Origin of the sequence: Pseudomonas sp. CH235 (assembly GCF_004368175.1) — a bacterium.
GTDB classification, from domain to species: Bacteria; Pseudomonadota; Gammaproteobacteria; order Pseudomonadales; family Pseudomonadaceae; genus Aquipseudomonas; species Aquipseudomonas paraglycinae.
This window is the reverse complement of the sequence record NZ_RRZJ01000027.1, coordinates 42,797-60,112: the sequence shown is the minus strand read 5'-3', so window position 1 is coordinate 60,112 and position 17,316 is coordinate 42,797. Positions and strand designations below refer to the sequence as shown.

Sequence of the window (17,316 nt, the reverse complement as noted above, 5' to 3'; positions counted from 1 at the left end):
AGTCAGAAAGAAACGTTGGGCGCGGTCTTGATGGCCAGCGTATCGGCAAACTTCAACGGAACCGCATCCTCGCGATGGCCAAAACTGGCCGCCAGCAGCACCGCCGGAAAGCTCTGCTTGAGCGTGTTGTAGGCCATCACCGCATCGTTGAACGCCTGCCGCGCGAAACTCACCTTGTTTTCGGTGCTGCTCAGCTCTTCGCTCAGTTGTTGCATGTTCTGCGAGGCCTTGAGTTCCGGATAAGCCTCCAGCGTCAGGTTCAAGCGACCCACCGCGCTGCTGAGTGCGCTGTCCGCCCGCCCCAATTGCGCGATGTTCTGGGCGCTGCCCGGTTTCGCCTGTGCAGCCTCAAGTCCGGCCACGGCGGCATTGCGTGCGGCGATCACCGCTTCAAGGGTTTCGCGCTCATGGGCCAGATAACCCTTGGCAATGCTGACCAGATTGGGGATCAGGTCATAGCGGCGTTTGAGCTGCACTTCGACCTGGGCAAATGCGTTCTTGATCTCGTTGCGCCGGGCAACAAGCTTGTTGAAAAGATTGACAGCGTAGAGCCCCAGCAGCGCAAGCAATACCAGATTGACGATGAGGTAGATCTTCACGGTGATGTCCTTATTCACTCGGCAGGGGCGCGCGATCTTATCGCAAATGGATGCCGTTGACTGTATTCGCCCGGTGGCGGACGAGCCCGGATCGCGTTCCGGGGCGCGACTACAATCTCCGGTTCAGCTTCATAAAAAAACAAGGAATGATTCCAGAGCCGCGCAGTCGGAGTTCAGGTATCACATATCTCAGGAGGTTCACCGATGAACAACAAGACCCTAATCGCCAGCCTGGCCCTCGTCGCCGGCATCGCCGGGATCAGCCCTCTCGTTCAAGCGGCGCAAACCTCGAACGACACCGTCGAACAATCACCGACCGGCAACCGCGAACTGAACGTCAACGACCGCGCCCCGGATATCTACCAGCGCAGCGAAAAAGCCATCAAAAACTGGAAACAGAAAGGCCTCAAGCAGCCGGAACCGCAGGCGCAGTGGGTACAGATCAACGATAAATACGTGATGGTGATGATCACCAACGGGACGATTGTGGCGATTCAGCCGGTGGAGCGCTGACCTCAAGCAACAATTGGCCATGGACGGTTGATTGCATTCGAGCGCCGTTCCGGTAAAACGCGAGGGGCGTTTCGAGTGACTGGATGTCAGGAGCAATAGGTTGGATAAGAAACCCCTTTACCGCAAAGAAAATACGACCACCCATAACGTCCGTCGCAACAATCCCGGCGGACATTACCGGCATCAGCGAAACACCAAGGCTGAAATCCACAACGAGGCCACACGCGGCTCGATGCATGGGATCCAGCACCGTGGCTTCGATTACACGCCCTTGTTTCGCTTTTTGCTGTCGCGTGTTGGCGGTGATTGGGACGAGATTTTCAGTGAAGCCGTGTCGCGGCTGGATCGGCAAGAGCCGGTGTTCTGGATGGTCGCTGTGCTTGAAAGTGACCGGGAAGAAATAGTGCGGCTCGGTGAATCGAGTTACTTCAATGGCCTGTATGTCGATGAACAGAAGCGCCTGCAAATCGTCAATCCCGCCCTGAAAGCCGAAGACATGACGCCCTACTGCCAATGCTGCACGCATACCTTCAATGGCGTTGTGTTCGGTACACCCGAGCGCTGAAATTCAATCAGCCCGGCCATGACTCAGCGTCTGCCCGCCGCCCAACCGATACTGATTGTTCCCACTGCGTTTGGCCTCATACATCGCCAGATCCGCAATGTGCAGCAACCGGTCCATGGTCGGTGCGTGGTCGGGGAAGACGGCGACGCCGAGGCTGGTGCCGATGTGGCGTTGGTCGTTGCCGATGGGAATGGGCGGGGACAGTTCGATGAAGATCTTCTGGCAGATGCTGCGCGCTTCGTCCTGCAGGTTCAGACCGGGGGCGAGGCCTTGCAGGATGACTACGAATTCGTCGCCGCCGATCCGTGCGACGGTGTCGCTGACCCGCAGGATGCGTTTCAGGCGCGTGGCGGTGGTGATCAGAACGCGGTCGCCGGCGGCGTGACCGTAGCGGTCGTTGATCGCTTTGAAGCCGTTGAGATCGATAAACACCAACGCCACCCGCGTCTCGGTCATGCGCGCATGTTCCAGTGCTTCCGATAGCCGTTCTTCCAGCACCAGCCGGTTGGGCAGTCCGGTCAGCGGGTCGAAGTGGGCCAGGTGCTGGAGGTAGCTGGCCGAGGCCTTTTCTTCGGTGATGTCGCGTACCACACCCATCATCTTGATCACCGCGTCGTGATCGTTGCGCACCACATTGCCGGTTTCCCGCAGCCAGCGGATTGTGCCGTCGGGCCAGACCACGCGGTACTCCTCGTCGTGGTTTTCGCCGGTCTCCAGGCATCGCAATTCCCCCGCGCGCACCCTGGCGCGGTCATCGGGGTGTACGCAGGAACAGAACAGCGCGTAGGAGGGCGTCACTTCGCCGATCTTGAAGCCGAACATGCCGAATATTGCGTCGGACCAATAGAGTCGATCCGTGTCGACTTCCCAATCCCAAGTGCCGATCCGCGCAAAATACTGGCTGCGCTTGAAGCGGTCGGCGTCGCCATCCTGACGGATGTTCTGGCCCTCGGCGGCGCGGGTGAGCAGTTCGCGATACTCGGCGAGTTGCTGACGAAGCGCGCGCACTCGGCGGATCAGAACGGCGATCACGACCAACAGCACAACGACAATGGCGAAGCTGATCCAGAGTTGAGTCATTCAAGCGTCGCTGTCATGGCGTATCGATCAGGATTGGTAGCGGGTGGCCATCATCCATCACGGCCGACGTAGGGTCAAACGGTTGCCAATGGCCGGTATTTCTGGGAAAACGGCGGCCAGCGGAACGATAGAGTGAATGTTATGAATGATGAACTGCAGATAATCGATCTTCAGACCGGAGACGGAAAAGCCGCCGTCAAAGGCGCGTTGATCACCACCCAATACACCGGTTGGCTGGAAGACGGCACCGAATTCGATTCGTCCTGGAGCCGGGGCAAGCCGTTTCAGTGCGTGATCGGCACGGGCCGGGTGATCAAGGGCTGGGATCAGGGGATCATGGGGATGCAGGTTGGCGGCAAGCGCAAACTGCTGGTGCCGGCGCATCTGGGTTATGGCGAACGGACGATGGGCAAGATTCCGCCGAATTCGAATCTGGTGTTCGAGATTGAGTTGCTGGAGGTTTTGACGCGGGAGGATTGAAGCTCGTTGGTGAGTACGTTGTGATGAGGGGCGTTCCTGATCACAACGTCCTGCATGCAAGGGCCCGATGAATCAGGTAAATGCCTCAATGTCGTCAAGCGTGTCTGCGATCACGCCTTCCAGGGAGGGGAATCTTGTCTTTGCTTCTTCCAGGGCCGCGAAGGCAATGTCTTTGTCCAGTTTGCCGTGCCTTCGAGCAATGTGGCCCAAAGCGGTAATGGCAGATGCGACAACCGACTCATTGCTGCTGGCGAAATACTTCAGGCAGGTTTGCTGAGCCCAGATTCTGTCTGATTCGTTCAAGCCAATAGAAATCAATCCAGCGACAACATTCCTTTCCACGCCGCTTTCAAGAATCCTCACTGCTTCATCGTGGTTCACTGTTGGTTCTTGATAGAAAAGACTCAACTATTCCCGAACCCCGATAAAAAGATCTAGTTCAGTTGGTAGGTGTTCATTAAGGACTGAAGCGATTTGCCGGACCTGACCGTCATTCAATAACCATTCTCCGGCCTCGCTTTCTTCTAGGCTTTCCCAACCCAGCAACGCTAAAACCGCAGCTTCTGCCTCAGGCTTCACCGTCAGTTCAAACTTCAAAGAGTCGTCCTCTTCATCACCTTTCAAAAAGCCACTTATCCATAAAAACATTAAAAGCCTCCTATATTTACTTGGGGGTTAACCTTGTTATTGGAGAGCTAGGAAAACACTGAACCCGCTGCCTCCCTTCACGGAGGCAGCGGTTTTTTTCTTGCCTTGTGCCCTGGGTGTTACGCAGCCATCGCCATCTCATCCAGCGTCGCGGCAACCGTGCCGGTCAGGCTTGGAAATCTGCGCTTTACGCTGGTGAGTGCCGGCAGCAGGCGGTTGCGGTCCAGTTCGCCATGGTCGCGGGCAATCTGGACGAGGGCGGTGAGGGCGGCGCTGACGATGGATTTCCGTTCACTCTCGAGCAGTAGCAGGCAGGCTTTCTGGGCCCATTGGCTGTCTTTCTCGTTGAGGCCGATGGAGATCAGGGCGGCGACGACGTGTGCATCGGATTTGCTTTCCATGGGGTGTTCCTCAGGTCGTGGCATCGAGAGTGTCCAGCGCCCGGTTCACGGCGAGCTCGCCACACATCACCACTTGGGCGATGCCCAGCACGGTGCTGCGGTAGGGCGGGTCCAGCAGCGCGGCGAAGTCGCCGAGCATCACGCTGGCCGAAGCCATCGACTCGCAGGCGTGGGCCAGCAGGGCATGTTGATCCAGGTCGGGGGCGACCAGGAACATGCGGCCGGGGCAGTGTTGTTTCGGGGCGGTGGGTTTCAGGTAATGGTCGAGGGCGCGCTCGGCGGCTTCGTGGAGTTTTTTTGAGTCTGTTGTGGAGTAAGGAGAGGTTGGGTCGGACTCGTTGGGTACGTCAGTTTCGGGTGGATCGGGAACGTATTTGAACATTTGCTGGGTAACCTCAAAATGAGGCTGACACGTTCTTGCGACTAAACAATAGGTGGCAGCTGTACGCAGGTTAGTCGACCAGTACCCAAGCATTACCGGCGCACCCGAAGGCGCCCTGCGCACAGCTACCATTGAGTACAGGCGTAGAGATACCTGACTGAATGACAGTTTGCGAACTTGAGAAAAAGCACCGAGCGACTAAACCCGTTCACTGACCATTCAGTGATGCGAATCAAGTTACTGGCAGGCCCCAAGCTGCACAAGCCGGCGGATTCTGGCGTAGTTGTAGGCAAAGGCGCAAGGCGATGTAGCCTCTCGGATGAGGGCAAAATGATGCTTCATTTTTCAGTCCGCCATCGCGAGCAAGCTCGCTCCCACAAGGGTTCTGCGTCGGCATATCAGGTGCGCTGGCTCGCGAATTTCTACTTTGTGATACCAAATGTCAGATAAGCCAATTCAAACTTGATTTATATCGGTTTCGATATAGTCTGCTGGTATGTGATCGCTGCCATTCCTTGCAACACACCTGTGCAACACGATTCCGTCCGGGCTATTACGCTTTTCCTTCCAACACAGGAGAAGCCAATGCCAAGACACAAGGACGTGGTATTTGTCGGGAGTGCGCTCAAGGATCTGAGAGCTTTTCCCCTCGATGCTCGCAGAGCTGCCGGATTCCAATTGGATCTGTTGCAGCAGGGTGACGAACCCTTTGACTGGCGCCCCATGAAGACCGTCGGGCGGGGCGTCAATGAAATCCGAATCACCGAGGATTCAGGAGCGTATCGAGTGTTTTATGTGGTCAACCGGCCTGACGCGATTTATGTGCTGCACGCCCTGCAAAAGACCACGCGCAAAACCGAGACGCGAGACATAGAACTGGCACGGGCCAGATACCAGGAAATAGGTTGAACCATGACGGATCATCAAAACTCTTCCCAGCGTTTCGCAAGCGTCTGGGATGCACTGGAAGACACGCCGCAGGAAGCGGCCAACATGCGCCTGCGGGCCAAGCTGATGCGCACGTTGTGCGAAACGATTCGTGCCTGGGAGCTTCCGCAGAAGGAGGCGGCCAAGCGTCTAGGCATCACCCAGCCGCGCCTCAACGACGTACTCAACGGCAAAATCGACAAGTTCTCTCTGGATGCGCTGGTCAACCTGTCGGCTGCAGCGCAACTGGACGTAGACCTCTGCTTCTCGTCGTCCTCGCCACTGCAATGGGCCTGACAGACGAGGGTTCTCAACGATCCTGCCTCTGAAACACCTTCCAGAGGCGGTTGCCGACTGACGCTCCGCCTCAATCCTTTCACGTCAAAAATTCAAGCTGGGACGGATGGTCGAAAACAGGCCTTGCCCCTCTCGATCGGAACAGCGACTATGCTCGCCATATAGGGGTAGGAGGTATAGGTATGTCGCACACGCACGAACACAAAGGCGAATTGCTCAACCGGGTCCGGCGTATTGCCGGGCAGGTTCAGGCGGTTGAACGGGCGCTGGAGTCCGAGGCCGATTGTGCCAAGACGTTGCACCTGATGGCGGCGATTCGCGGCGCGGTCAATGGCTTGATGGAGCAGTTCATCGAGGCCCACGCCCGCGAGCATGTCGCCCGTCCCGACCTTAGCGACGAAGCCCGCGCCCAGGGCGTGGAAGAGTTGCTGCTGGCCATCCGCCGATATTCCAAGTGAGCGCCGACATCATGACCCTCAAGGTTGATGACTTTTCCCACAACCACCAGTTTCTCGGTGCTTCGCACGATGAAAACGCCCGCCGCACCCTGTGGGTGGTGGTGCTGACTTTCGTGATGATGATCGGCGAAATTGCCGCCGGTTATCTCACCGGTTCCATGGCATTGCTGGCCGACGGTTTCCACATGGCGACCCACGCCGGCGCCTTGGGCATCGCGGCGGCGGCCTATGGTTTTGCCCGGCGTAACGCCAACAACCGACGCTACAGTTTCGGCACCGGCAAGGTCGGCGATCTGGCGGGTTTTGCCTCGGCGATGGTGTTGGGGCTGGTGTCGCTGGGGATTGCCGGGGAATCGGTTTTCCGTCTGTTCCAGCCAACCAGTGTGGCGTTCGGCGAAGCAACCTTGATTGCAGTGGTCGGCCTGGGCGTCAACCTGCTCAGCGCTTTTCTGCTGGCCGGTCACCACAGCCATCACGACCACGGCCATAGTCACGACCACAGCCACGATCATGGCCATCACCACCATCACGACAACAACCTGCGTTCAGCCTACGTGCACGTATTGGCGGACGCGTTGACGTCGGTGCTGGCGATTGCCGCGCTGCTGGCCGGGCGCTATCTGGGCTGGGTGTGGATGGACCCGGTGATGGGCATCGTCGGTTCCATCGTCATCGCCAAATGGGCCTGGAACCTGATGCGCGACAGCGCCGCCGTGTTGCTCGACACCACCGATGAACCCGTGGCCGAGGAGATCCGCGAACTGCTGGAAACCTCCGATGATGTGCGCATCAGCGATTTGCACGTCTGGCAGGTCGGCCCGCAGGCGCGGGCGGCGATTGTCAGTGTGGTCGCGGTGGCGGGCGTGACTGCCGACGCGATCCGTGAGCGCTTGGCGCCGGTGCATGAACTTTCGCACCTGACCATCGAATTGCGCAACGCTTAAGGCTGCACCTCGCTGAACATCGGAATTCTCCCATTCAGCGAAGGCCGGTAGTGCCATGCGAATCGCCCCGGATCGATGTCGCGGGCGAGGATTTCAGTGAGTGTGGCGCTGGCGATCGTCATTGCCAGCATCTGTCCGGGACATTGATGCCGACCGCTGCCGAACGTGAAGCTGCGGCGATTCGGGCGATCCGGCATAAAGCGATCCGGGTTTTCATTGAGTGCCGGATCGCGATTGGCCGAGGCCAGCAGCACCAGAATCACGTCACCTGCTTCCAGCCGCACGCCGTCGATTTCACAGCTGTTCGCCACAAATCGACGGGTGTTCTGTACCGAAGGATCGAAGCGCTGGACTTCAGCCAGCAACGAATCCACTGACGCCGCGCGTAATTCAGGCTGACGCTGCAACGCCACCAGCGCATTACCGATAAGCCCGGCGGTGGCTTCGAATGTCTGCGAACAGAGGCCGATCAGGTTGGCGAGCAGCACATCCTCCTCGCCGACAAAACGCTGTTGGATGTCGGCGAGAAACGGATTCGGATCCGCCAGCAATTCAATAAAGTAACCGCGCAATTGCTCCGCCGCCCGATGGGCTGCGGCCAGTTGCAGGTCATTGCTCAGTGGCGACAGACACGCCGCGAAATCCGCCGTCAGTTCACTGATGACCCGCGCCTGCGCCGGGGTGAATCCGAGCAACGATGCAACCACGCACACCGGGCCGCGAAACATGGCTTTATAGAGGCCGTCGGAATCATTGGTGATCAACCGCGCGGACACCAGAGCGCTGACTCCTTCCCGATCAAAGAGCCCCAGCGGAGGCTCAATGGCCGAACGCGGGCAACGCTGAGCTTCACCGTCATTCATACGCATCAAGAGGCCAAACACCTTGCCCGCCATGCCATCGGCGATGGCTTTGGGCACCGGCTCCTGCACCGGACGCACCCTGCAATCCGGATGCGCCAACACCGCGCACACCGCGCGGGCGCTACTGGCAATCCACAGTTTCAGTCCGTGATGAAAAGTCAGCCCGCCCGCTGCGCGCAGTTCGGCGTAGTAGGGGTAGGGATCGGCGTGAGTCGCCGCGATGATCGGGTCCATGGATCGCAACCTTGTCGGTGGGGAAAGTGTTGCTACTATCTCCAGTCCTTGAGGGCGATGATTCGTCCGGGAGCGAAATATGCACGCAGAACATCAAGACATCGGCGTCTCGCAAGTGGCTGCCGCCATCGCGGAGCCGGCGCGGACCAAAATGCTGTGCTCGCTGATGGACGGCCACGCCCGCACCGCCACCGAGCTGGCGACCCTCGCCGACGTCAGCGCCTCGACCGCCAGCGCTCACCTGGCCAAGCTCAAGGACCTGGCGCTGGTGCGCCTGCACGTGCAGGGCCGCCACCGTTATTACAGCCTCGCCGACAAGCGCGTGGCCCAGGCGCTGGAAGCGCTGATGGTGATCGGTCAGAACCCCGCACCGACCTTCAAACCGCACACGCCGGATCGCCTGCAATTCGCCCGCACCTGCTACGACCACATGGCTGGGACGCTGGCGGTGTTGTTGCATGACCGGTTACTGGAGGGTGGTTGGCTGGTGGAAACCGACGAGCAGGTTTATCGCCTCAGTGAAAGCGGGGAGGCGTTTTTTGAAGGGCTGGGCATTGAGGTCAAGGATCTGCCGACGATGCGCCGCCGCTTTGCCTGCCCGTGCCTGGACTGGAGCATGCGTCGGCCACATCTGGGCGGTTCGCTCGGGGCGGCGTTGTTGCAGGCTGCGTTGAAGCGCAAATGGGTGACGCAGGATCTGGACAGTCGGGCGCTGACGTTGACGGTGCAGGGGCGCCGAGAATTGTCATCGCGCTGGGGGCTGGTTTTGCCCGAAGCCGGGCGGGATTCGTCAGGTCGCCAGTTGGCTGATTCCACGCCCGGATCGGTGCATGCGCGTTAGCTCAAGGTGTATCCGCTGTCGACCACCCAGTCCTGACCGATGACGCCGCGTGCGCCATTGCCCAGCTGGAACAGAATGACGTCGGCCACTGCCGCAGGTTCGAGGAATTGTCCGCCCAATAGTCGTTTGTTGACGCCTTGGGCCACGTCGCCGAGCGCTTCGTCACTCAGGCCCAGCGTTGACCAGATCGGCGTTGCGGTCGGGCCGGGGGAGACACAATTGATGCGCACACCGTGGGGTGCCAGCTCGACCGCGAGGGTTCGGGCGTGGGCGATCAATGCTGCTTTTGATGCGATATAGGCGGCCAGTCCCGCGAAACTGATTCCGGCCAGAAAAGTACCGATGAACACCACTGACGCCTTGTCTGCAAGGTGCGGGCGCAGGGCGGCCAAGGTGTTAAGGGCGCCGGCGCCGTTCACTGCCCATTGGCGATCGAACGCCGAACTGTCGAGCCCGTCGGCGAGTTCTGCGATACCGGCATTGGGCACCACGAAACTCACCGGGCCCAGACTCGCAGCTTGCTCGGCCAAGGAGGCAAGGTCAGAGGCTTGAGTGACATCGCCGGGTTGCCAGACCAGTTGCTGCGTATACCGCTCAAGCAGTTCGGCCAGTGCGCCGAGTTTTCGCGACATGGCCAATACGCGCGCGCCTTGATCCAGCAGACGCTCGGTCGCGGCCAGGCCTATGCCTGAACTGGCACCGGTGACGACGGCAAGCTTGCCCTGAAAAACATGATCCATGTTCGACTCCCGTTTTGGTCTTCAGCCAAATGGCTACGGGGAGTCAGTCAATTTTCGGGCCATGCCGGACAGCCTTTGATATCAAGGGCTGCGTAGGGTTGATAGTCATTATGACGCTTGTGGGGTCGAGTCAATCTGACTGCTGCTGAGTCAAATTGACCTGACTGCTGCGGTGCGACATTCCGACGAAGAGCGGCATTGCACCTTGTGTGAGCCAATCGCTGTCTATACTGTATATGCGAACAGTATCGAGTCCGTGCCATGCAAATCATCGACAAGCTCAGCATCCTCGCCGACGCCGCCAAGTACGACGCTTCTTGTGCGAGCAGTGGCGCGCCCAAGCGCAGCTCCGAGGGCAAAAGCGGGCTGGGATCAACCGATGGCATGGGCATCTGCCACAGCTACACGCCGGACGGGCGTTGCGTGTCGCTGCTCAAGATTCTGCTGACCAACTTTTGTCTCTACGACTGCCAATACTGCGTCAACCGGCGCTCCAGTGACGTGCCGCGTGCGCGTTTCACGCCCGAGGAAGTGGTGACGCTGACCCTGGATTTCTACCGGCGCAATTGCGTCAGCGGGTTGTTTCTCAGCTCGGGGATCATTCGTTCGGCGGACTACACCATGGAGCAACTGGTGCGCGTCGCCAAGCTGCTGCGCGAAGAGCATGAGTTCCGTGGCTACATTCATCTCAAGACCATCCCTGATGCGGATCCTGCGTTGATCGAAGAGGCCGGGCGTTATGCTGACCGTTTGAGCGTCAACATCGAATTGCCCACCGATGCCAGCCTGCAAACTCTCGCGCCGGAGAAGCACATCGGCTCGATCAAGCAGGCGATGAACACCATCTACACCGGTGTGCAGACCGTGCTCAACGAACCTCGCGCACCAAAGTTCGCCCCGGCCGGGCAGAGCACGCAAATGATTGTGGGTGCCGATGACACCGACGACAGCACCATCCTGCACAGCGCACAGGCGCTCTACGGCAACTTCCGTTTGCGCCGGGTCTATTACTCGGCCTTCAGTCCGATTCCCGACAGTCCTAAAAGTGTGCCACTGGCCGCACCGCCACTGATGCGCGAGCACCGCTTGTATCAGGCGGATTTTCTGTTGCGCGGTTATGGCTATACCGCCGGTGAGTTGCTTACGGGGCCGGACAATCTGGCGTTGGATATCGACCCGAAACTGGCCTGGGCGCTGCAGAATCGCGAGGTGTTTCCGCTGGACCTCAATCGCGCCGAACCGGCGTTGATTTCACGCATTCCCGGCATCGGCTTGCGCACCACCGAACGTCTGGTGGAACTGCGTCGGCAGCGGCGCATTCGCTACGAAGACGTGGCGCGCATGCGCTGTGTGCTGGCCAAGGCCAAGCCGTTCATCATCACCAGCGATTACCACCCGCAGCAGGCCGAGGTCACTAGCCAGATGCTTTATCAGCAGTTGCGCGACCGACCAATGCCGCAACAGATGGGGCTGTGGTGATGATCAATCTCGACTGCGACGACCTGTTCGACACCTGGCGCCAACAGGCGCGCTGGCTGCTCAGCCATGAAATCGATCCGAGTCTGGTGAGCTGGGCGTCGGAAGGGGTAAGTGATCTGTTTGCCAGTGACGTGTCAGTGCCCGAAGGGCAGGGGCCGTTTCAGGCACGGATTCCGCGTGCTTTGCTCGACACCCTGGAACAAGCATCTCGTTACCGGGGCGATCAACGCTGGAGTCTGCTGTATGAAGTGCTGTGGCGAGTCAGCCACGGTGACCGCACGGCAATGATGGCTGGCGACAAGCTGGGCAGCGAGTTGCAGCGGCGGATCAAGCAGGTGCAGCGCGAAGCCCATCATCTGCATGCGTTCGTGCGCTTCATCGAGCGCCCGCCAGAGCTGCCGGGCCCGCAATACGTCGCATGGCACGAACCGGCCCACGACATTCTGCACAGCGCCAGCGAACACTTTATCGGGCGCATGGGCCGGCATCGCTGGCTGATCGCCACGCCTCGCGACGGGGTTTATTACGATGGTGAACAACTGATCCATGAACGTCAGTGTCCGCTGGAGTGGCAGCAACTGGCGCAGAATGTCGACGATCCCCACGGTGACTTGTGGCTGACGTACTACAGCCACATCTTCAACCCGGCGCGTTTGAACGAGAAAGTCATGCAGGGGCATTTGCCGACGCGGTTCTGGAAGAACCTGCCGGAAGGAGAGCTGATTCCCGGATTGATTACCCAGGCACGAATGGGCAAGCAGCAGAACGGGCAGGCGAGCGGCATTGCCGGTCGTGCGGGCAAGCGGATTGCCATGAAGGCCACGGAGCCAAACGAATAAAAAAGCCCCCATCGATCACTCGATGGGGGCTTTTGTGCATCTGGCCGTCAGGTCAAACCTTGACGATCCAGCCTGCTGGCGCTTCGACGTCGCCAGTCTGTACGCCGGTCAGCTCTTTGTAGAGCTTCTGGGTCACAGGGCCGACTTCGGTTTCGCTGTGGAACACGTGCAGGTGGTCGTTGTAGCTGATGCCACCGATCGGGGTGATCACCGCCGCAGTACCGCAAGCACCGGCTTCCTTGAAGTCCGACAGCTTGTCGATGAACACGTCGCCTTCGACCACTTCCAGGCCCAGACGGGACTTGGCCAGTTCGATCAGCGACAGACGGGTGATACCCGGCAGTACCGAGGGCGAGTTCGGGGTCACGAACTTGTTGTCGTGGGTGATCCCGAAGAAGTTGGCCGAACCGACTTCCTCGATCTTCTTGTGGGTCAGCGGATCCAGGTAGATGGCGTCAGCGAAGTGCGCTTTCTTGGCCTGGGAGCCCGGCATCAGGCTGGCCGCGTAGTTGCCACCGACCTTGGCGGCACCGGTGCCTTGTGGCGCGGCGCGGTCGAAGGTGGAGATCTGGAAGTTGTGCGGGGTCAGGCCGCCCTTGAAGTAGGCACCGACCGGGATCGCGAACACCGAGAAGATGAACTCAGGTGCGGTACGCACGCCGATGTTGTCACCCACGCCGATCACGAACGGGCGCAGGTACAGCGCGCCGCCGGTGCCGTAAGGCGGGATGAAGCGCTCGTTGGCGCGAACCACTTCCTTGCACGCTTCGATGAACTGCTCGGTGGACACATGCGGCATCAGCAGGCGGGCGCAGCTGCGTTGCATGCGCGCGGCGTTCTGGTCCGGACGGAACAGGTTGATCGAGCCGTCCTTGCAACGATAGGCCTTCAGGCCTTCGAAGCATTGCTGGCCATAGTGAAGGGCAGTGGAGCCTTCGCTGATGTGCAGCACGTTGTCTTCGGTCAGGGTGCCTTTGTCCCACTCGCCATTGCGAAAGTACGACAGATAGCGTTTGTCGGTCTTGATGTAGTCAAAACCCAGCTTGTCCCAGTTGATGCTTTCGTTACCCATGACACCCTCTATCACTGAACAACCGCCGAAGCGGTTCAAGGCTTCTGACGTTTTTTTGGATGGGCACAACAATACTTCATTCTTGAGCGGTTTCGCAGCCCGAAATCTCTGCCTTTGATCGTTCCCACGCTCTGCGTGGGAATGCAGTCCGGGACGCTCTGCGTCCCAACAGCCGAACGCGGAGCGTCCGTGGAGGCATTCCCACGCGGAGCGTGGGAACGATCTGCGACCGAGCGTTACAGGTGCAACGCGTGGCCGAGGGCACGCAACGCCGCTTCCTGCACCGCTTCGCCCAGGGTCGGGTGCGCATGGATGGTGCCGCCGATGTCTTCCAGTCGCGCGCCCATTTCCAGGCTTTGCGCGAACGCAGTCGACAATTCCGAGACCCCGACACCGACCGCCTGCCAGCCGACAATCACATGATTGTCCCGACGAGCGACCACCCGCACGAAGCCGGTTTTCGATTCCAGCGTCATCGCCCGGCCATTGGCCGCGAACGGGAAGTTCGACACGATGCAGTCAAGGCCCGCCGCCTTGGCCTCGTCCGGGGTCTTGCCGACGACCACCAGCTCCGGGTCGGTGAAGCACACGGCAGCAATGGCGGTCGAGTTGAATTCGCGGGTCTTGCCGCTGATCAGCTCGGCAACCATCTCGCCCTGAGCCATGGCGCGGTGGGCCAGCATCGGCTCGCCGCTCAGGTCGCCGATGGCGTAGACGTTGCGCATGCTGGTCTGGCAGCGGCTGTCGATCTTGATCGCCGAGCCGTTCATGTCCAGGTTCAACGCTTCAAGGTTCCAGCCCTGGGTATTGGGTTTGCGACCAACGGCCACCAGCACCTGATCGGTTTCCAGGTTCAGGGTGTCGCCGTTCGGATCGCGCACCTGCAACGTGCCGTCGAAGCCCAGCACGCTGTGCTTGAGGTACAGCTTCACGCCCAGTTGCTTCAGCGCGTCGTGCACTGGTTGGGTCAGTTCGGCGTCGTAGGCCGGCAGGATCCGATCCTGCGCCTCGACCACACTGACCTCGGCGCCGAGCTTGCGATAGGCAATCCCCAATTCCAGACCGATGTAACCACCGCCCACCACGATCAGGCGTTTCGGCACCGACTTCGGCGCCAGCGCCTCGGTGGACGATATGATCGGCCCGCCAATCGGCAGGATCGGCAGATTGACGCTTTTCGAACCGGTGGCTAGCACCAGGTGTTCGCACTGGATGCGGGTGTCGCCGACTTCCACGGTCTTGCCGTCGATGACCTTGGCCCAGCCATTGATGACCTGAACCTTGTTCTTCTTTAGCAACGCGGCGACGCCGGTGGTCAGGCGATCAACGATGCCGTCCTTCCATTCGACGCTCTTGGTGATGTCGAGGGTCGGCGCCGAAACGCTGATGCCCAGTGCCGAATGCTGGTTGTGATGCTGAGTCTGGTGAAACTGTTCGGCCACATGAATCAGTGCTTTTGACGGAATGCAGCCGATGTTCAGGCAGGTGCCGCCCAGCGATTCGCCCTCGACCAGAATGGTCGGAATGCCCAGTTGCCCGGCGCGAATGGCCGTCACGTAACCGCCGGGGCCGCCGCCGATGATCAGCAGCGTGGTGTTCAGAGTTTGCATGCCATCACTCCACAAACAGGGTCGCGGGTTGTTCGAGCAAGCCACGAATGGCCTGGATGAAGAGCGCCGCGTCCATGCCGTCGACCACGCGGTGATCGAAGGAGCTGGAGAGGTTCATCATCTTGCGGATCACCACTTGGCCTTTGACGACCATCGGGCGTTCGACGATTTTGTTGACGCCGACGATCGCCACTTCCGGCAGATTCAGCACCGGGGTGCTGACGATGCCGCCGAGGGCGCCGAGGCTAGTCAGGGTGATGGTCGAGCCGGAGAGTTCATCGCGGCTGGCTTTGCCGTTGCGGGCGGCGGTGGCGAGGCGGGAGATTTCCGCCGCGCTGTCCCAGAGGCTGCGCGCTTCGGCGTGACGCACCACCGGCACCATCAGGCCGACATCGCTTTGGGTAGCGACGCCGACATGCACCGCGCCGAGGCGGGTGATGACCTGGGCTTCGTCGTCGTAACGGGCGTTCATTTGCGGGAAGTCGCGCAGGGCGACGACCAGTGCGCGCACGAGGAACGGCAGCAAGGTCAGCTTGCCACGACTCGCGCCGTGTTTTTCGTTTAGGTGGGCACGCAGCTCTTCAATCGCGGTGACGTCGATTTCCTCGACATAACTGAAGTGCGCGGCACGCTGAGTGGCGTCCTGCATGCGCTGGGCAATCTTGCGGCGCATGCCGATAACCTGAATCTGCTCTTCATCGTTGCGCTGGGTGTACGCGGCGGCGACCGGCGCCGAAGCTTTCGACTGACCTTGCGCCAGATAGGCGTCGAGGTCTTCGTGCAACACGCGACCGGCCGGGCCGGAACCGCGCACCAGACGCAATTGAATGCCCAGGTCCAGCGCATGCTTGCGCACGGCCGGCGAGGCCAGCGGACGCTCATCGGCTTGGCGAGCAACCATCGGACCCTGGCAAACGGCAGCTGCCGGACGTGGTGCGGCGGGAGCAGGTTTGCTTTCAACGACAGCTTCAACTTTGGTTGCGACTGGAGTTTCTTTCGCCGCCACAGGTGCCGGTTTGTCCGACTCCTTCAGATTGCCTGCGCCTTCAACCTCGATGCTGATCAGAATACTGCCGACCGCCATCACTTCACCCGGCTGACCGCCCAGCGCAATCACCTTGCCGTGGACTGGCGACGGAATGTCGACCATTGCCTTGTCGGTCATCACATCCGCCAGCACCTGATCTTCAACGACCAGATCGCCGACCTTGACGTGCCACTGCGACAGTTCTACTTCTGCGATGCCTTCGCCGATGTCCGGCATCTTGATAACGTGCGTGCCCATTCAGACCTCCATGACCCGTTTCAGCGCCGCGCCCACTCGGGACGGCCCAGGGAAATACGCCCACTCCTGCGCGTGCGGGTAGGGGGTGTCCCAACCGGTGACGCGTTCGATCGGCGCTTCCAGGTGGTGGAAGCAATGCTCTTGCACCAGCGACACCAGTTCGGCGCCGAAACCGCAGGTGCGGGTGGCTTCGTGAACCACCACGCAACGGCCGGTTTTCTTCACGGATTTGACGATGGTTTCCAGGTCCAGCGGCCACAGGCTGCGCAGGTCGATGACTTCAGCGTCAACGCCGGATTCTTCGGCCGCAACTTGCGATACGTAAACGGTGGTGCCGTAGGTCAGTACGGTCACGTCCTTGCCCGGACGGGTGATGGCGGCAACGTCCAGCGGCACGGTGTAGTAACCGTCCGGCACCTGAGCTTGCGGGTGTTTCGACCACGGGGTTACCGGGCGGTCGTGATGGCCGTCGAACGGGCCGTTGTACAGGCGTTTCGGCTCGAGGAAGATCACCGGATCATCGTTTTCGATGGAGGCGATCAGCAGGCCTTTGGCGTCATACGGGTTGGAAGGCATGACCGTGCGCAGACCGCAGACCTGAGTGAACATCGCCTCGATGCTCTGGCTGTGGGTCTGGCCGCCGTAGATGCCGCCGCCGCAGGGCATGCGCAGGGTCATCGGGGCGGTGAACTCGCCGGCCGAGCGATAACGCAGACGGGCGGCTTCGGAAATAATCTGGTCGGACGCCGGGTACACGTAGTCGGCGAACTGAATCTCGGCGACCGGACGCAAACCATAAGCGCCCATGCCAACGGCGACACCGACGATGCCGCTCTCGGAAATCGGCGCATCGAACACCCGCGAGGTGCCGTACTTGGTCTGCAGGCCTTCGGTGCAACGGAATACGCCGCCGAAGTAGCCGACGTCCTGGCCGAACACCACAACGTTGTCGTCACGCTCAAGCATCACATCCATGGCCGAGCGCAGGGCTTGGATCATGGTCATGGTGGTCGTGGTCATGGCGGTTTCCAACTGAATATTGTTGTTGTGATCGTTCAT

General features: G+C 60.1%; 22 protein-coding genes. 10 read left to right on the top strand and 12 right to left on the bottom strand.

Features of this window, described 5'->3' with window-relative positions; translation table 11 throughout:
* Window positions 1–2: 2 nt before the first annotated feature.
* Window positions 3–599 (bottom strand): LemA family protein, encoded by a 597-nt coding sequence (locus EIY71_RS22745; protein WP_102687787.1) that lies wholly within the window; start codon window positions 597–599, stop codon window positions 3–5.
* A gap of 204 nt (window positions 600–803) precedes the next feature.
* On the opposite strand from EIY71_RS22745, the gene EIY71_RS22740 reads away from it, so the two are divergent.
* Window positions 804–1,112, top strand: coding sequence for an RcnB family protein (locus EIY71_RS22740; RefSeq protein ID WP_064597595.1), 309 nt, complete (start codon window positions 804–806; stop codon window positions 1,110–1,112).
* 100 nt (window positions 1,113–1,212) lie between these two features.
* Entirely contained in the window at window positions 1,213–1,677 is a 465-nt protein-coding gene (locus EIY71_RS22735) for a hypothetical protein (RefSeq protein WP_129973990.1), read from the top strand.
* 3 nt (window positions 1,678–1,680) lie between these two features.
* Here EIY71_RS22735 and EIY71_RS22730 read toward each other — a convergent pair whose 3' ends face one another.
* Complete coding sequence (locus EIY71_RS22730; RefSeq protein WP_129973991.1) at window positions 1,681–2,757, bottom strand: sensor domain-containing diguanylate cyclase; 1,077 nt, start codon at window positions 2,755–2,757, stop codon at window positions 1,681–1,683.
* A gap of 141 nt (window positions 2,758–2,898) precedes the next feature.
* Here EIY71_RS22730 and EIY71_RS22725 point away from each other — a divergent pair, with 141 nt between their 5' ends.
* The gene (locus EIY71_RS22725) at window positions 2,899–3,237 is read left to right on the top strand and encodes an FKBP-type peptidyl-prolyl cis-trans isomerase (protein ID WP_064380576.1); all 339 of its coding nucleotides are present in this window, start codon (window positions 2,899–2,901) and stop codon (window positions 3,235–3,237) included.
* 72 nt (window positions 3,238–3,309) lie between these two features.
* On the opposite strand, the gene EIY71_RS22720 is transcribed toward EIY71_RS22725, so the two are convergent.
* The 4 genes from EIY71_RS22720 to EIY71_RS22705 form a co-directional block, all read right to left on the bottom strand.
* Window positions 3,310–3,618 carry a hypothetical protein gene (locus tag EIY71_RS22720; protein ID WP_240664954.1) on the bottom strand — a complete coding sequence of 103 codons (309 nt, stop codon included), beginning with the start codon at window positions 3,616–3,618 and terminating at the stop codon, window positions 3,310–3,312.
* Window positions 3,619–3,645: 27 nt separating this feature from the next.
* Complete coding sequence (locus EIY71_RS22715; protein WP_011334842.1) at window positions 3,646–3,885, bottom strand: pyocin S6 family toxin immunity protein; 240 nt, start codon at window positions 3,883–3,885, stop codon at window positions 3,646–3,648.
* A 119-nt stretch (window positions 3,886–4,004) separates the two neighbouring features.
* Window positions 4,005–4,286, bottom strand: coding sequence for a hypothetical protein (locus EIY71_RS22710; protein ID WP_129973992.1), 282 nt, complete (start codon window positions 4,284–4,286; stop codon window positions 4,005–4,007).
* A 10-nt stretch (window positions 4,287–4,296) separates the two neighbouring features.
* Window positions 4,297–4,668, bottom strand: coding sequence for a DUF6124 family protein (locus EIY71_RS22705; RefSeq protein ID WP_129973993.1), 372 nt, complete (start codon window positions 4,666–4,668; stop codon window positions 4,297–4,299).
* A gap of 585 nt (window positions 4,669–5,253) precedes the next feature.
* Here EIY71_RS22705 and EIY71_RS22700 point away from each other — a divergent pair.
* The 4 genes from EIY71_RS22700 to dmeF all read left to right on the top strand — a co-directional run bounded on the left by EIY71_RS22700 (window position 5,254) and on the right by dmeF (window position 7,294).
* The gene (locus tag EIY71_RS22700; RefSeq protein WP_102687780.1) at window positions 5,254–5,577 is read left to right on the top strand and encodes a type II toxin-antitoxin system RelE/ParE family toxin; all 324 of its coding nucleotides are present in this window, start codon (window positions 5,254–5,256) and stop codon (window positions 5,575–5,577) included.
* Between the two features lie 3 nt (window positions 5,578–5,580).
* A complete protein-coding gene (locus EIY71_RS22695; protein ID WP_096822566.1) occupies window positions 5,581–5,892 on the top strand; it encodes a helix-turn-helix domain-containing protein in 312 nt (103 codons plus the stop codon).
* 182 nt (window positions 5,893–6,074) lie between these two features.
* Complete coding sequence (locus tag EIY71_RS22690) at window positions 6,075–6,350, top strand: metal/formaldehyde-sensitive transcriptional repressor (protein ID WP_085746055.1); 276 nt, start codon at window positions 6,075–6,077, stop codon at window positions 6,348–6,350.
* An 11-nt stretch (window positions 6,351–6,361) separates the two neighbouring features.
* The gene (gene dmeF / locus EIY71_RS22685; protein WP_041475578.1) at window positions 6,362–7,294 is read left to right on the top strand and encodes a CDF family Co(II)/Ni(II) efflux transporter DmeF; all 933 of its coding nucleotides are present in this window, start codon (window positions 6,362–6,364) and stop codon (window positions 7,292–7,294) included.
* Here dmeF and EIY71_RS22680 read toward each other — a convergent pair.
* Complete coding sequence (locus EIY71_RS22680) at window positions 7,291–8,391, bottom strand: cytochrome P450 (protein WP_085746056.1); 1,101 nt, start codon at window positions 8,389–8,391, stop codon at window positions 7,291–7,293. The genes dmeF and EIY71_RS22680 overlap by 4 nt on opposite strands.
* A 79-nt stretch (window positions 8,392–8,470) precedes the next feature.
* On the opposite strand from EIY71_RS22680, the gene EIY71_RS22675 reads away from it, so the two are divergent.
* On the top strand, window positions 8,471–9,232 hold the full coding sequence (locus EIY71_RS22675; RefSeq protein ID WP_085746057.1) for a helix-turn-helix transcriptional regulator: 762 nt from the start codon (window positions 8,471–8,473) through the stop codon (window positions 9,230–9,232).
* Here EIY71_RS22675 and EIY71_RS22670 read toward each other — a convergent pair.
* Window positions 9,229–9,972, bottom strand: coding sequence for an SDR family NAD(P)-dependent oxidoreductase (locus EIY71_RS22670; RefSeq protein WP_085746058.1), 744 nt, complete (start codon window positions 9,970–9,972; stop codon window positions 9,229–9,231). The two genes, EIY71_RS22675 and EIY71_RS22670, sit on opposite strands and share 4 nt — an antisense overlap.
* A 261-nt stretch (window positions 9,973–10,233) precedes the next feature.
* Between EIY71_RS22670 and EIY71_RS22665 the strand changes: the two genes are divergently transcribed.
* On the top strand, window positions 10,234–11,451 hold the full coding sequence (locus EIY71_RS22665; RefSeq protein ID WP_134023216.1) for a putative DNA modification/repair radical SAM protein: 1,218 nt from the start codon (window positions 10,234–10,236) through the stop codon (window positions 11,449–11,451).
* Window positions 11,451–12,290 carry a TIGR03915 family putative DNA repair protein gene (locus EIY71_RS22660; protein WP_064380563.1) on the top strand — a complete coding sequence of 280 codons (840 nt, stop codon included), beginning with the start codon at window positions 11,451–11,453 and terminating at the stop codon, window positions 12,288–12,290. The genes EIY71_RS22665 and EIY71_RS22660 overlap by 1 nt, the downstream gene beginning before the upstream one ends.
* A gap of 52 nt (window positions 12,291–12,342) precedes the next feature.
* On the opposite strand, the gene EIY71_RS22655 is transcribed toward EIY71_RS22660, so the two are convergent.
* From EIY71_RS22655 to EIY71_RS22640, 4 genes are all read right to left on the bottom strand, one after another.
* Window positions 12,343–13,362: a branched-chain amino acid aminotransferase gene (locus EIY71_RS22655; protein WP_011334831.1), complete on the bottom strand. Its 1,020-nt coding sequence runs from the start codon at window positions 13,360–13,362 to the stop codon at window positions 12,343–12,345.
* Window positions 13,363–13,598: 236 nt separating this feature from the next.
* Entirely contained in the window at window positions 13,599–14,972 is a 1,374-nt protein-coding gene (lpdA, locus tag EIY71_RS22650) for a dihydrolipoyl dehydrogenase (protein ID WP_085746061.1), read from the bottom strand.
* A gap of 4 nt (window positions 14,973–14,976) precedes the next feature.
* A complete protein-coding gene (locus EIY71_RS22645) occupies window positions 14,977–16,257 on the bottom strand; it encodes a dihydrolipoamide acetyltransferase family protein (protein ID WP_085746062.1) in 1,281 nt (426 codons plus the stop codon).
* Window positions 16,258–17,316, bottom strand: coding sequence for an alpha-ketoacid dehydrogenase subunit beta (locus EIY71_RS22640; protein ID WP_003224000.1), 1,059 nt, complete (start codon window positions 17,314–17,316; stop codon window positions 16,258–16,260).

Bases quoted from the DNA above. Each gene is read 5' to 3' on its own strand.
- EIY71_RS22740 (WP_064597595.1), top strand. From the start codon at position 804: ATGAACAACAAGACCCTAATCGCCAGCCTGGCCCTCGTCGCCGGCATC.
- EIY71_RS22730 (WP_129973991.1), bottom strand. From the start codon at position 2,757: ATGACTCAACTCTGGATCAGCTTCGCCATTGTCGTTGTGCTGTTGGTC.
- EIY71_RS22725 (WP_064380576.1), top strand. From the start codon at position 2,899: ATGAATGATGAACTGCAGATAATCGATCTTCAGACCGGAGACGGAAAA.
- EIY71_RS22715 (WP_011334842.1), bottom strand. From the start codon at position 3,885: ATGTTTTTATGGATAAGTGGCTTTTTGAAAGGTGATGAAGAGGACGAC.
- EIY71_RS22710 (WP_129973992.1), bottom strand. From the start codon at position 4,286: ATGGAAAGCAAATCCGATGCACACGTCGTCGCCGCCCTGATCTCCATC.
- EIY71_RS22705 (WP_129973993.1), bottom strand. From the start codon at position 4,668: ATGTTCAAATACGTTCCCGATCCACCCGAAACTGACGTACCCAACGAG.
- EIY71_RS22700 (WP_102687780.1), top strand. From the start codon at position 5,254: ATGCCAAGACACAAGGACGTGGTATTTGTCGGGAGTGCGCTCAAGGAT.
- EIY71_RS22695 (WP_096822566.1), top strand. From the start codon at position 5,581: ATGACGGATCATCAAAACTCTTCCCAGCGTTTCGCAAGCGTCTGGGAT.
- EIY71_RS22690 (WP_085746055.1), top strand. From the start codon at position 6,075: ATGTCGCACACGCACGAACACAAAGGCGAATTGCTCAACCGGGTCCGG.
- dmeF (WP_041475578.1), top strand. From the start codon at position 6,362: ATGACCCTCAAGGTTGATGACTTTTCCCACAACCACCAGTTTCTCGGT.
- EIY71_RS22680 (WP_085746056.1), bottom strand. From the start codon at position 8,391: ATGGACCCGATCATCGCGGCGACTCACGCCGATCCCTACCCCTACTAC.
- EIY71_RS22675 (WP_085746057.1), top strand. From the start codon at position 8,471: ATGCACGCAGAACATCAAGACATCGGCGTCTCGCAAGTGGCTGCCGCC.
- EIY71_RS22670 (WP_085746058.1), bottom strand. From the start codon at position 9,972: ATGGATCATGTTTTTCAGGGCAAGCTTGCCGTCGTCACCGGTGCCAGT.
- EIY71_RS22665 (WP_134023216.1), top strand. From the start codon at position 10,234: ATGCAAATCATCGACAAGCTCAGCATCCTCGCCGACGCCGCCAAGTAC.
- EIY71_RS22660 (WP_064380563.1), top strand. From the start codon at position 11,451: ATGATCAATCTCGACTGCGACGACCTGTTCGACACCTGGCGCCAACAG.
- EIY71_RS22655 (WP_011334831.1), bottom strand. From the start codon at position 13,362: ATGGGTAACGAAAGCATCAACTGGGACAAGCTGGGTTTTGACTACATC.
- lpdA (WP_085746061.1), bottom strand. From the start codon at position 14,972: ATGCAAACTCTGAACACCACGCTGCTGATCATCGGCGGCGGCCCCGGC.
- EIY71_RS22645 (WP_085746062.1), bottom strand. From the start codon at position 16,257: ATGGGCACGCACGTTATCAAGATGCCGGACATCGGCGAAGGCATCGCA.
- EIY71_RS22640 (WP_003224000.1), bottom strand. From the start codon at position 17,316: ATGAACGATCACAACAACAATATTCAGTTGGAAACCGCCATGACCACG.